General features: G+C 33.9%; 12 protein-coding genes. 1 reads left to right on the plus strand and 11 read right to left on the minus strand.

The features are described 5' to 3' along the window. Positions 1 to 98: 98 nt before the first annotated feature. Entirely contained in the window at positions 99 to 1658 is a 1560-nt protein-coding gene (locus tag Q1A73_RS18960) for a SulP family inorganic anion transporter (protein WP_299608747.1), read from the minus strand. Between the two features lie 109 nt (positions 1659 to 1767). After that, on the minus strand, positions 1768 to 2100 hold the full coding sequence (locus Q1A73_RS18965; protein ID WP_299608750.1) for a hypothetical protein: 333 nt from the start codon (positions 2098 to 2100) through the stop codon (positions 1768 to 1770). Positions 2101 to 2282: 182 nt separating this feature from the next. On the opposite strand from Q1A73_RS18965, the gene Q1A73_RS18970 reads away from it, so the two are divergent. Continuing rightward, positions 2283 to 3488, plus strand: a complete 1206-nt coding sequence (locus Q1A73_RS18970) for a DUF418 domain-containing protein (protein ID WP_299608753.1) — start codon at positions 2283 to 2285, stop codon at positions 3486 to 3488. A 2-nt stretch (positions 3489 to 3490) separates the two neighbouring features. Here Q1A73_RS18970 and Q1A73_RS18975 read toward each other — a convergent pair whose 3' ends face one another. The 9 genes from Q1A73_RS18975 to Q1A73_RS19015 form a co-directional block, all read right to left on the minus strand. Then, positions 3491 to 4240, minus strand: coding sequence for a tetratricopeptide repeat protein (locus Q1A73_RS18975; RefSeq protein WP_299608756.1), 750 nt, complete (start codon positions 4238 to 4240; stop codon positions 3491 to 3493). Between the two features lie 13 nt (positions 4241 to 4253). After that, positions 4254 to 6020 carry a BatD family protein gene (locus Q1A73_RS18980; protein ID WP_299608759.1) on the minus strand — a complete coding sequence of 589 codons (1767 nt, stop codon included), beginning with the start codon at positions 6018 to 6020 and terminating at the stop codon, positions 4254 to 4256. A 4-nt stretch (positions 6021 to 6024) separates the two neighbouring features. After that, positions 6025 to 6906 (minus strand): tetratricopeptide repeat protein, encoded by an 882-nt coding sequence (locus Q1A73_RS18985; protein ID WP_299608761.1) that lies wholly within the window; start codon positions 6904 to 6906, stop codon positions 6025 to 6027. An 18-nt stretch (positions 6907 to 6924) separates the two neighbouring features. Next, positions 6925 to 7959: a VWA domain-containing protein gene (locus tag Q1A73_RS18990; RefSeq protein ID WP_299608763.1), complete on the minus strand. Its 1035-nt coding sequence runs from the start codon at positions 7957 to 7959 to the stop codon at positions 6925 to 6927. Between the two features lie 92 nt (positions 7960 to 8051). Continuing rightward, positions 8052 to 8558 carry an NAD(P)H-dependent oxidoreductase gene (locus Q1A73_RS18995; protein WP_299608766.1) on the minus strand — a complete coding sequence of 169 codons (507 nt, stop codon included), beginning with the start codon at positions 8556 to 8558 and terminating at the stop codon, positions 8052 to 8054. A gap of 11 nt (positions 8559 to 8569) precedes the next feature. Next, a complete protein-coding gene (locus Q1A73_RS19000) occupies positions 8570 to 9574 on the minus strand; it encodes a VWA domain-containing protein (RefSeq protein ID WP_299608769.1) in 1005 nt (334 codons plus the stop codon). A 2-nt stretch (positions 9575 to 9576) separates the two neighbouring features. Beyond that, entirely contained in the window at positions 9577 to 11238 is a 1662-nt protein-coding gene (locus tag Q1A73_RS19005) for a DUF4381 domain-containing protein (protein WP_299608771.1), read from the minus strand. Positions 11239 to 11251: 13 nt separating this feature from the next. Continuing rightward, the gene (locus Q1A73_RS19010; RefSeq protein WP_299608774.1) at positions 11252 to 12118 is read right to left on the minus strand and encodes a DUF58 domain-containing protein; all 867 of its coding nucleotides are present in this window, start codon (positions 12116 to 12118) and stop codon (positions 11252 to 11254) included. Between the two features lie 96 nt (positions 12119 to 12214). Then, on the minus strand, positions 12215 to 13216 hold the full coding sequence (locus Q1A73_RS19015) for a MoxR family ATPase (RefSeq protein WP_299608777.1): 1002 nt from the start codon (positions 13214 to 13216) through the stop codon (positions 12215 to 12217). Positions 13217 to 13406 lie beyond the last annotated feature (190 nt).

Genomic DNA, 13406 nt, shown 5'->3' on the forward strand with positions numbered 1-13406 from the left:
TCTTTTTTTAATATTTTTTATGTTTAAAAGAAATTTCCCTAAAAATAACAATGATCTTATCATTCATCAATAAGGTTATTTCCTACTTTTTTAGTTTATTAATTCAATTTTGGTCTCAACTTAAAAAAGTCAATATAACTTTCTGGATTTTCCTCTATACCTCTTTGGGATATTAACTTTACTGTGATATTTCTGTTTTTTGCTTTTTCTTTAAAATCATCCAATATTTCGATCACATCATGATCTAAATAGGTTGTTTTCGTCACATCTAATTCTAAATGAGAATTTTTTGGTAAAGCATCAAGCTCTTTTAATATCGTTGCTTTATTGAAAAAAGTAACCTCTTCTGCCAAGGTCATTTTAATTTTAGAGGTACCTTCGCTTTCCTCTTTATGAAGGAAGTGAGAGTTTTGGTAACTCTTTATAAGTGTAATTACAATTCCTACCGCAAGTCCAATTCCTATTCCCCATAAAAGGTCTTTAAATACGATAAATACTACTGTAACGATAAAAGGAACAAATTGCTTCCATCCAGCAGTCCACATGTTTTTAAACGTAGAAGGTTTTGCTAATTTATACCCTACTAAAAGTAGAATTGCTGCTAATACAGAAAGTGGAATTTTATTAAGCAAGGTTGGAATCAACATTACTGAAATCAATAAGAAAAACCCATGAATAATGGCAGACATTTTGGATTTACCACCAGACTGAATATTTGCAGAACTACGAACGATTACCTGTGTAATTGGAAGTCCTCCAATTAATCCAGATATTACATTACCTGCTCCTTGCGCAATTAACTCTCTATTAGTTGGTGTTACTCTTTTCTGTGGATCTAACTTATCTGTTGCTTCTACACAAAGCAAGGTTTCTAAACTTGCAACCAGTGCAATAGTAAACGCAGTAACATAAATTTCAGTTTTTGTAATTACTTCCCAATTTGGCATGGTAAACTGTGCTAAAAAAGAATCTGCATCTGCAGGAACTGGAACATTTACTAGGTTTTCTGTACTAATTGCTAAACTTCCTGAATCTCCAAAGACTACATAAAATATGATTCCTAAAACTACAGCTACTAAAGGTCCTTGTACCAATTGAAAGATCTTACCTTTTTTAGATAGTACATTTTGCCATAATAATAAAATACCTAAACCTATTACTGCAATCAGTGTATCACCCATACTGATATTTAGTAATGAGTTGTATATAGGTGCGAATAATCCCTCCCCTTTTTGTGGAATATAGCCGAAGAAATATGGAATCTCTTTAAGAAAAATGATAATACCGATACCTGTTAACATCCCTTTGATCACCGAAGAAGGAAAAAAGTACCCGATAACACCAGCTTTTAAAACTCCGAATAAAATTTGAATAACTCCCGCTAATACAACAGCTACTAAAAAATCTTCGAATCCAAGAGAAACAATAGCTGCAAAAACGATTGCCGCAAGACCAGCCGCTGGTCCACTTACTCCGATTTGAGAACCACTAATAGCTCCTACTACGATACCTCCTACAATTCCGGCAATTAACCCCGAAAATAAAGGAGCACCACTAGCCAAGGCAATACCCAAACATAAGGGTAGCGCCACAAAAAACACGACAATACTAGCTGGTATGTCTGATTTTAAACTTTGAAATAATTTTGAATTACTCATAACATAATAAGTAACGAAGTTAACAATCGTTACATTTTTTTAAAAAATTGAAAAATTGATTTTCTCAGTCAAATAATACGTTTTATTCGACCTAAGTGTGTGGTTTACATTACCCCAATTCTGGTGGTGGAGTTGTATATTCTAGATATACTGATAAATTTTCATATATCAGATCTGGGTAGTATTTTATACTATAATAGGATATACCTGTATGCTTACTATCTGCATACTGAGAAATCTTATCTTTTTCTTTCAGATCTTCTTTCTCAGATCCGTCTTTCTCATTGGATTCAGATTTTTCTTCGGTATCATCAATTGCATAGCTGATAGCAGCGCTATCTCCTCCATAAAAGTCAAACAAATTGCCAACATAATTACAGGTATTCAAAAGAAAACCTGAAATAATCAAAAATTTAGCAATTTTTATTTTTATGAATAGCATAAATAATTTTTATGGATTATAAAAATAATAGTATTACTTTCAAAATCTGTTAAATCCATTGTAAAATTAATTAACAATTTACCTTTAGAGCACAAATTCTCACCAATAAATCCTTGATAATTAATACATTTTAACTTTCTCTACATTGTATAAAAAGTAACAATAGGCTAACTTTATTCCTATTGGAAAATAAGACTTCAAATAGAATAATAGTAATCGATGCTTTACGAGGTTTTGCATTGGCTGGTGTCTGCTTAGTTCATATGAATGAGCAATATATAGCTTCCGCTCCTTCAGAAAGCCTTATGGAAGTAACTAACTCTGTTTTTGATCAAGTTCTAGGAGGAATCATAGGTTTTTTTATTGTTGGAAAATTCTTTGCGTTGTTTTCGATCCTTTTTGGGCTTAGCTTCTTTATCCAGATGAACTCTGCATCGAAGCGCAATGAAAATTTTGGGTTACGCTTTTTATGGAGAGCTTTTTTATTGCTGATCATAGGCTATATCCATCAATTATTTTACAAAGGTGATATTCTAACGATATATGCTTTATTAGCTCCTTTTTTAATTCCATTTTATCGCGTATCCAATAAATGGATTCTACTGGTATCTGGATTGTTTTTAATTAGTATTCCAAGATTTATTGCTTTTGCCATCTTAGGAAATGAAAGCGCCTTCGGATTTCCTTCTATTATGGATGGGAACAGTCCAACTAATTTAGCATATATCGCTACATTGAAAGAAGGAAGTATTACCGAGGTTTTTATAGCTAACGGTACGCAAGGAATGCTTCAAAAAATGGATTTTCAGATCAGTTTATTTGCAAGATTTTATATGACATTTGGTTATTTCCTCATAGGGTTATGGTTGGGTAAAATTGCACTATTTCAGACTATGACAGAGAAAAGACCCTTACTTAGAAAATGGCTGAAACGAGCCTCGATATTTTTCTTTATTGCTCTTGCGCTTACAGCAGGTATATTTGCCATTTCTCCGCAACCCGTAGATTTCAAAAGTTGGCTACACGTCATTGGCATAAATATCTTTGATTGGTCTAATATTGCACTAACCGCTATTATTCTTTGTAGTTTTCTTTTACTCTACCCAAACAAAAAATGGAATCGATTTTTCTCTTTTTTCGAATCTTATGGCAGAATGGCACTTACCAATTATGTGTTACAATCCATAATCGGTACTTTTTTACTTTTTGGATGGGGATTAGGTCTTATCGGTAAGTTACAAACCGTATACCTGGTCATCATAGCTGTAGCTCTTATCATCATACAATCCGTAATCAGCAAATTCTGGTTACAAAAATTCTACTTTGGCCCTTTAGAATGGGCATGGAGAAGCGCAACAAAAGGTAAAATTCAACGATTCCAAAAGTAGTTTTAAAGCTCTTTTAAATCTGTAGCTGGAATCCATCCTATTTTACCATCAGCAAGTTTGATTTTCTTCCAATCATTTACTGTTTCGGTAACTTTTACTTTGGTTCCCTCATGAAGTTCAAAAACCTCTTCACTTCTTAAGTTGGGTTCGCTTTTTACTGTACTTTCTTGTGCAAAAATAATGGCATATTGGTTATTCGTGATGTAGCCATACTGTTTAAAAGCAAAAACCACAGCAAAAACTGCTATGAGTAATGACACCCACGAACCTAAGAAGAAAAGTCTTTTTTTGGAAGATATACGTGCTGTGTAATACAATAAAAACAATACTACAAAAATGACTACGCAAAGAACTGCAATCCAAGCCCAAGAATCAAAACTAAACATATTAGTAAAACCGTTTATAGTTCTCGAAATAACTCCTTCTGGAATTACATCGATTGCATCTATGGTAGCATTGTTGGCAAAAGCCAAGTTATTCTTTATGTCTTCATCATTCGGTTTCAGTTCTAATGCCTTCTCATAATAATAAATGCTTTGCCCTATATTACTCAGTTTATAATTAGCATTCGCTAGATTGTAATATAGTGAAGCTGATTCCTGGCCACTTTCTAAAATGGCAGAATAAGCATCTATAGCCTCCTGATATTTTTCTTGATTATAAAAGGAATTTCCTTTTTCAAATAATTGATCGTTTTGTGCTAAGCCCAAAACACTCACTAGAAAAACAACTATTATAATTAAATTCTTCACTACTATCAATATTTTATAATTGTTTATCAATTGCCGCAATCACTCTAGATGCTTTATCATAATCCTGTTGCATTGCTGAAGTAGAAGATGGTGTATATCTTGCAAATTCACAACTTTCTAATAAAGCAATAAACTCTATTGAGGTAGCGTCCTCTACATCTCTTTCTTTTAATAATCGTTGGATACGATCTTTACTCATCTCGCTAGTTTGTATATTCAGCTTTGCTTTTAGATAGTTATGCAGAGCTCGTTCCATTGCGATATAAAAATCCTTTTGATTTCCTAGGTTCTTTTTCGCTTCAGAAAGATATTTTCTTGCCAATTTATCAGCTTTTCGAACTCTGTTTCCACTAACATCACTCAATCTTTCTTCTCTCTTTTTACCAAAGAACATAAACAATGGAATTGCTAATAAAGGTGCTGTTAGTATTACCCAAAATCCAGTAGACTTAAAGAAATATTCTTTTTGAATTGGTTCCAGATCAGCATCCAACTTTAAAAATCTAAATTGGCTACCTGTTTGCGTTACCAATTTTTTAGTAGTTCCTGAAGATTCAGAGTTGGTTACAATGCTTCCACTATCAGGACCATTTTTTACATTAATTACGATCTCTGGAGAAGTAATTCGCTTATAGGTTTCTGTTTTTAAATCAAAATATGAAAAAGAAACAGGTGGAATTGGATAGGTTCCTTTGAACTGTGGTACTAATGTATATGAGTCTGATATACTACCGGACATTCCTGTAATATTCGTTCTTACTCTCTCATTATGTTCTGGTTCATATTGTTCTAAACCATTAGGTACACTTAACTTCGGTAAATCGAATAATTTAAGATTCCCATTACCAGACACCTGAATTTTGGTTTCCAAAGATTCAGTTGCATCTAATTCTGTTCTATTAGGTGTTATCTTAAAATCAAACGAACCTACAGCTCCAGAAAAATCATCTGGTTTTCCTTCTATCGGAAGTGGCTTTACATTAATAGTTCTGGTTCCTGCAGCCACTGTTTTGTTAACCGTAGAGTATAATTTACCTCCAAAAATATCTCTTCGGTTTGTAGGAACATCAACAGCAATTGATAAGGTAAGAGGTTCTATCTCTAGTTTTCCTGTTTTTTGCGGGTACAACACTGTTTTTCCGCATACTACAAAATTATAGGGCTCTCCTTTATACTCTCCTCGTTCGACTCTTAATTGTCCTATTTTTATAGCCTGACTCCAAAAATCACTATACTTTGGATTATCAATTTCTCTTAAATTACTTATTTGAATTCTTGGACTCACATAAAGCTTATACACTACAGTAATCGCTTCATTTAGATATGGATTTGTTTTAGAAACCTCAGCTACCAGATGTAAATTTTCACTTGCTACGTAATCGGCATTATTACCGTCTTTTGGTTTTTCTACGGCTGCAGTTACCTGAACCTTTACCGGTAGCGTTTTATAAATTTGACCATCTATTTCTATGGTTGCTTGTCCTATGGTAAAGTTTCCTCTTTTAGTTGGTGATAAAAAATAGCTAAATGTCTTTGCATATGATCTCTTCCCATTAATCCAAGAGTTACTGATAGACTGATTTGGTCCTCCTACAACGGTAAACCCCTTGAAACTAGGCTGAGTAAAATTATCTCCATCCTGATTCATTTCGAAATCTACGCGCAATCTCTCATTTATACCCAACTTTTTCTTGCTCACTTTGGCCTCGAACTTCACCTGAGCCACACCTAGCTGGGAAACTGCTAAAAATAATGCTACAAAAATTAATCTTATATTCATCAGTTTACCAATCTTTTTCTGTTTTTGTTTTTGCTCCTTTCGCCTTTTTGGCATTTATCTTATCCTGCACTTTTCTTTCTTCATTATTCATCGCCTCCAAAAGGCTTTTTACCTGCTGAGGAGATAATTGTCCTTGTACTTGCTGAGGTTGTTGCTTCTTTTCTTCAGGTTTTCCTTCGCCTTCTTTATTATCTTTTTTCTTCTCTTTTCCCTCTTCATTAGGATCATCCTGCTTATCTTCTTCATCCTTTCCTTTCTCATCTTTTTTATCTTCTCCTTCATCTCCTTTTTGATCTTTCTCGTCGCCTCCTTCTTTCTTATCTTCTTTATTCTCTCCGTCTTTTTTATCCTTGTTTTCCTGGTCCTTATTCTCGTCTTTATTCTGATCTTTATTATCCTTATCTCCGTCTCCTCCTTTATCCTCGTTCTGCTGCTTTTCTAACATCTTCTTTGCTAATGCAAGGTTATATCGAGTTTCATCATCTTTAGGATTGTTTCTCAATGCATTTTTATAAGCTTCCACAGCTTCCTTATATTTCTTTTGCTCCATAAAGGTATTTCCCTGGTTATGAAACGCCTTATGTTTCTCTTCTTTGGTAGTTGCAGTTTTTGCAGCCTCTACATAACGATTATTTGCTTCATCATATTTTTCGGTATTATAGTAAGCATTAGCCAAATTATATTTGGCAACCGGATCTACAGGATTCTTAGAAATTGCCTTTCTATATTCTCCTTCTGCCTTTGGAAAATTACCATCTTTTTGTAATACTTCATTTCCATTTGCAACATATCTATCCGCCTCAGCGATAATCTCTGCTCTATCTTCTTCCTGAGAAAAAGTAATTCCTATTTGAAAACATAATAATATGATAAGTAAATTTCTCATAGTATTCTAATTTTTTAACTACTCCTCATTAAAAAGGTTTAATCTTTTAACCCATGATGTTTTTCTTTCTAACAAGAAAACATCTAAAAATAATAACAATAATCCAGCTCCCAAAAACCACTGAAATTGATCCTTGAAGTCTGCAAATTGCTTTGCCTCGAACTCCTTCTTATCCATTCCCTGTAACAACTCCGTTACATTTTCTATCACCTCATTGGTATTCGTACCATCGATGTATACTCCGTTTGCCTCTTCCGCAATTTCTTGTAGAATTGTGGTATTCAATTTAGTAATAACGGTTTCTCCTTGGTTATTTTTCTTGTAGGTCTGAACGATTCCATTACGTTTTATCGGAATCGGACCTCCTTTTGTTGTTCCAACACCAATAGTAAATATTTTAATTCCTTCTTTAGCTGCATCTTCGGCGATAGAACCGACATCTCCTTCATGATCTTCTCCATCACTAATGATAAATAAAACCCGATTCGTTTGTTCTTCGTCGTTATAATATGTCTTTGCTAATTCGATAGCTTCATTAATTGCGGTACCCTGAGAAGATAACATATCTGTATTCATAGACTGCAAAAACATCTTTGCAGAACCATAATCGGTTGTAATTGGCAACTGCGGAAACGCACTTGCAGCATATGCAATGATACCTACTCGATCACTTGCTAAATTATTAATGATTTGAGTGACTAATTGCTTTGATTTTTCTATTCGATTTGGAGCAATATCCTCGGCAAGCATACTTTTAGAAACATCTATGGCAAAGACCACATCCACACCTTCTCGTTTTACTGTTTCGAGCTTCGTTCCGATTTTCGGATTTACCAAGGCTACCACAAAACAAGCAAAAGCCAAACTGATTACAACTATTTTCAATATAGACTTAAAAACAGATTGATTTGGACTCAATTTTTTTAATAGTTCCTTATCTGCAAATCGCTTTTGTGTTGTTTTCTTCCATATCAAAACACCGATAAATATTACAATTAGTATCGGGATCACCAATAACAACCAGAAATATATTTTCTCTTCTAATAAGTACATCTTAAATAGTTCTTAGTTTATGGTTTTTGGTTGATTGATTTCTATATCTACAATAATAAAATTACATTTCACTTCTCTTCAACCTGCTTTTATTAACCTTTAATTTTTAATGCAAATGCATTTATTTTTTCTTTTACCTCCGAAGAAAGCTCGTTATTCTTTATCCAAGCATGCACATCTCCTACATATTCCATTCCTAAATAAGCAGCACTTCTCGAAAACGGCATACTAAATTCTTCGACTCGATCATCATCATTACTACAACTAATCATAGCCATTTCTTTTCCTCTAAGCATACGCCCAAAATCTTTCTCTTTATAAAGGTAATCCGAAATTCGATCTAAGAAAACCTTCATAACGCCACTCATCGTGTACCAATATACCGGTGTTGCCAATACAATCGTTTGATAATTCTGAACCATATTTTTAAATATAATTTCAAAATCGTCTTTATTCTGAAACTCATAATCAAAATAGTTGATATCTCTTTGATTAAGGTCTATTACATCAAATCCAGTTACATTCTCCAAATAAGAAACAACAGTATGTGTATCTCCATTACTTCTAGAACTTCCCTGAATTATAATCCCTTTTTTCAAACTTCTAAATTTTATACAAAACTTCTAAATACAGTGAATCTCAAAAGAAATTCGAACAGTAATAAGATTCCCGCTAATAGTACTAAGGGTCTAAACTTTTCTTCGTAATTATAAAACTTAAACTCTTCTACATCTGTCTTTTCTAACTTATCAATCTCTTCATATATCTGCTCCAGTTTCTTATTATCTGTCGCCCTGAAGTATTTTCCTTTTGTAACCTTAGCTATTTCTTTAAGAAGCTCTTCATCTATTTCTACTTTTACGTTTCCGTATTGAAAAGTTCCATTAGGTCTAATCGCTACAGGGGCTAATGCCATACCGTTTGTTCCTAAACCAATCGTATATGTTTTTATCCCATATTCTACCGCTAATTCTGAAGCAATTTTAGGGTCAATAAAACCTGCATTATTAGATCCATCGGTTAGCAGTATGATTACTTTACTCTTCGCTTTGCTATCTTTTAATCGATTGACGGATGTTGCCAATCCCATTCCAATAGCGGTACCATTTTCCAACAAATTGTTGTATTCGATTTCTTTCATCGCACTAAGTACAATAGACTTATCACTAGTAATAGGCGTTTTTGTAAAGCTCTCTGCGGCATACATTACCAATCCAATTCTATCATTAGGTCTTCCCTGAATAAATTCGGCTGCTACATCTTTTAGTGCTTCTAAACGATTAGGTCTTAAATCCCTGGCCAACATACTCGCAGAAACATCAATTGCCATTACAATATCGATTCCTCTCGTAGTTTTTGTTTTGGTCGATACATCAACCGTTCGAGGTCTTGCCAATGCTATGATAATTAATGTCATTGCTATCAATCTTAACAACAACAATAACGGTCTCAATTTTGCAAGTAAGCTACCAGATGCCTTAAATCCTTTTATACTGGATATTTTTAACTCGGCTTGCTGCTTATTCCTTTTCCATATATACCAAGTAATTGCTAGTGGTAGTATTAAAAACAACCAAAAAAACTGTGGATTTTCAAATGTAAAATTTTCAAACATTTTTATTTGGCATTTCTAAGTTCTACTGAGTTTATAATACGTTGAGCCACATCTTTGGCATAACGATCTTCTTTATTAAAAACGACCATTATTTGTTGAAAGCCTCCATTTTCTGCAAAATTGAGCATTAAATAATCGCTTTTTTGCTCTTTTTTAGTCAAGGAATTCAATACCTCCAAACTACCGTATACTTTTATTCCTTTGGCTCCTGCTAGGGTTTCATATTCTTCGTCCTTTACCGTAATATTTTTTGCCCCTTGAGACTCAAAATTGCCTACGACTCCTTCTACCACCTTATTAAGATCCACCTCGGTTTTCTGATTATATTGTATCGTTGAAACAGAAATAAAGAAGTTTCCTATTAAACTTCCGTATACGAAGGTTTCATTTCCTTTTAAAATCTGTTTTTGCTCTTCTGTTAGTTGGAAATTATTTCTGATCAACACTTTTGGCGTAGAAATGGTAACTGGAGGAGCGCCATATGCACTGCTGATCCATTCGGTTTCTGCCAATTCTTTTGTAGGATGACCAAGTAATGAATCCTTTACGACATCATACCCTTTTACGAAGATAAATATCATTAAAGTGATTACAATAACACCAAAACCAGCAATACTTCCGAATATGATTCTCTTTCTTAATCTTTTCTCGGCAGTAGCTTTTCGGTACTCTTCATCGGCTAATAATTCTTCTTCTGTAGGTTCCGGAATCGCATCTTTAGTTTCATTAATAACTCTTTCTATCACATTTCTATCTGCCTTTGCCGTACCGATATCAGGTTTGGATTTAGCAAACTTAGCCATATCTGCCGTTTTAAGAACGGTCTTAAGCTCTTTGATAGTTTGTTTATCTAGATTTAACGACCCTTTTTTGATTTCTTCATCCAGACGAGCAATTAACTCATCGGTAGTACTTTCCATCGCATGATCATAAACTTCTTCGTCTATATATTTACGAGCAGTATCACTTAATTGCGAATAATACTCCTTATGAGAGTCTTGTTCTAAAAGATGGGATTCATCTATTCTTCGTAATGCAAGAATTGCTCTTTCATAAGGTGGTAATTCATCTTCTTGTGCCTCTTTTTTCTTTTTTCTTCGTAGTACAAAAAAGACGACTAAACCTGCTATAATTAATGGGATTAAAATCCACCATATGTATTTTTTCCAATTAAAAAAAGAAGCATCTACCTCTACCAAAGGTTTGATTTCATACATCTTCTGTTTGGTCGTATCTACCAATACATCGCGAACTTGTACTTTTAGGGAATCCGTAAAAAATACCCGATCTCCTATCATTACTTTTTGCCTTGGAATGGTATAAAATCCAGAATCGAATTGGGTTAATGCATATTCTTTAATCAGATTAAACTTTTTGCCATTTTTGGTCGTATCCGTTTTATAAGATTCTATTACTTCTAGCGGAGAGAAGGTCTGCCCTTCTGGAAAAATTACAATTTCCGAAGAATCAGATTCAACCTGCATTTTATATCTTATCTCTTCTCCAATTAAAATAGACGTAGAATCAATGCTAGTAACTACTTGGGCATTGATTTGAAATCCTCCCAAGACCATAAAAAACAGTAGCAATAACGTTTTGGTAGTTTTTCCAAAAAATGGAAAACTGATATTGTTATCTATAATTAGTAATTTATAATTCTTCATTCTTAATTATCGCCTATCCTCTTCGTTTAAAATATCCTAATAATTTTTTTACGTAGCTTTCGTCTACTCTACTACTCAATGATCCAGCACCACTTCTGGTAAAACTGTCTTTAAAATAATCTACACGATCACGATAGTAGTTGGCGTAGTTCATTCGTACTTTTTTAGAACCTGTGTTTACCATCAGTAATTCTCCAGTTTCTTCATCCTCCATTTGAACCATTCCCAGGTTTGGAATTTCTTCTTCTCGTTGATCATATACCCTAATTCCTGTTACATCATGTTTGCCACCAACTATTTTTAACGTTTGCTGGTAACCGTCTGTTATAAAATCGGAGAGTACAAATACTATTGCTTTCTTTTTCATCACATTCGACAAAAACTTTAATGCTTCAGTGATATCCGTTTTTGTACTCTTTGGTTCGTATTCTAATAGCTCTCTAATAATTCGCAGTACATGAGATCTACCTTTCTTTGGTGGAATAAAAAGTTCTATTTCATCGGTAAAAAGAATCAATCCAATTTTATCATTATTCTGAGTAGCAGAAAAGGCTAAGGTAGCCGCTATTTCGGTAATAATTTCTTTTTTGAATTGCTGTTTTGTACCAAATAATTGAGACCCAGAAACATCTACCATCAACATCATGGTCAACTCTCGTTCTTCTTCGAAGACTTTGATGTAAGGCTCATTATATCTTGCAGTTACATTCCAATCAATATTTCGAACGTCATCTCCAAATTGATACTGACGCACTTCGCTAAAAGTCATACCTCGCCCCTTGAAGGTAGAATGGTATTCTCCTCCAAAAATGTGATCGCTCAAGCGTCTTGTCTTGATCTCAATTTTCCGAACTTTTTTTAGTAACTCTTTAGTATCCATTTTTTATTTTGTCATTCCGCACCAAATGCGGAATCTATCAAATCATACTTCTTATCTAATAATTATGAGATTCCTGCCTTCGCAGGAATGACAATCCTATGGTACTTCGATCTCGTTTACAATTTTATTGATAATATCTTCCGAAGTAACATTTTCTGCTTCTGCTTCGTAAGTTATTCCAATACGATGACGTAATACATCGTGTACTACCGCTCTAACATCTTCAGGAATTACATATCCTCTTCTTTTTATAAAAGCGAAACATTTTGCAGCCGTTGCTAAATTGATACTTCCCCTTGGAGAAGCTCCAAAGTTGATAAGAGGCTTTAGATCTTCTAAACCATATTTTTCAGGATAACGAGTAGCAAAAATAATATCGAGTATATATTTTTCTATTTTTTCATCCATATAAACTTCTCTTACTGCTTTCTGCGCACTAAGAATTTGATCTATGGACACCACAGGATTTACTTTTTCGAAACTACCTTTTAGATTGGCCCTAACTATTAATTGCTCTTCTTCTAACTTAGGATAATCAATAACTGTTTTTAGCATAAAACGGTCTACCTGTGCTTCTGGTAATGGATAAGTACCCTCTTGTTCTACAGGGTTTTGTGTTGCCATTACTAAAAATGGTTTATCCAGTACAAAGGTTTCATCTCCGATTGTAACCTGTTTCTCCTGCATCGCTTCTAGCAGCGCACTTTGAACTTTTGCTGGAGCACGGTTGATCTCATCTGCCAAAACAAAATTTGCAAAAATAGGTCCTTTCTTTATAGAGAAATCATTCTCTTTCATATTATAAATAAGGGTTCCTACCACATCTGCGGGTAATAAGTCTGGAGTAAACTGTATACGACTAAAGCTTCCTTGTACCGCTTTAGACAAGGTATTAATAGCTAGTGTTTTTGCTAATCCGGGAACCCCTTCTAACAAAATATGTCCTTGTCCTAGTAATCCTATAAGTAATCGTTCCACCATATGTTTTTGACCTACAATTACTTTATTCATTTCTAAAGTAAGTAGATCGACAAAGGCAGATTCTCTTTGTATCTTCTCATTGATTGAAGCAATATCAATAGAACTATTTTCTTCCATCTATTCTTTTTTTTAAAGGCGTGAATTTAACATTCATGTTTCAGCAATGCAAATTGTTAAAATATTTTTCTTGTTCTTGTTAATTATAGGTTAAATGTATCCTCCTAAAATACGCTTACGCCCAAATTTTACAGTATATTTAGATCTTTTACTGAAAAACGGACGTAACAGTTTTCATCGGCTTTCGCGA

Origin of the sequence: uncultured Aquimarina sp. (assembly GCF_947492115.1) — a bacterium.
In the GTDB taxonomy this organism is placed as follows: Bacteria; Bacteroidota; Bacteroidia; order Flavobacteriales; family Flavobacteriaceae; genus Aquimarina.

Bases quoted from the DNA above. Each gene is read 5' to 3' on its own strand.
- Q1A73_RS18960 (WP_299608747.1), bottom strand. From the start codon at position 1,658: ATGAGTAATTCAAAATTATTTCAAAGTTTAAAATCAGACATACCAGCT.
- Q1A73_RS19015 (WP_299608777.1), bottom strand. From the start codon at position 13,216: ATGGAAGAAAATAGTTCTATTGATATTGCTTCAATCAATGAGAAGATA.
- Q1A73_RS19010 (WP_299608774.1), bottom strand. From the start codon at position 12,118: ATGGATACTAAAGAGTTACTAAAAAAAGTTCGGAAAATTGAGATCAAG.
- Q1A73_RS18990 (WP_299608763.1), bottom strand. From the start codon at position 7,959: ATGTACTTATTAGAAGAGAAAATATATTTCTGGTTGTTATTGGTGATC.
- Q1A73_RS18985 (WP_299608761.1), bottom strand. From the start codon at position 6,906: ATGAGAAATTTACTTATCATATTATTATGTTTTCAAATAGGAATTACT.
- Q1A73_RS19005 (WP_299608771.1), bottom strand. From the start codon at position 11,238: ATGAAGAATTATAAATTACTAATTATAGATAACAATATCAGTTTTCCA.
- Q1A73_RS18965 (WP_299608750.1), bottom strand. From the start codon at position 2,100: ATGCTATTCATAAAAATAAAAATTGCTAAATTTTTGATTATTTCAGGT.
- Q1A73_RS18980 (WP_299608759.1), bottom strand. From the start codon at position 6,020: ATGAATATAAGATTAATTTTTGTAGCATTATTTTTAGCAGTTTCCCAG.
- Q1A73_RS19000 (WP_299608769.1), bottom strand. From the start codon at position 9,574: ATGTTTGAAAATTTTACATTTGAAAATCCACAGTTTTTTTGGTTGTTT.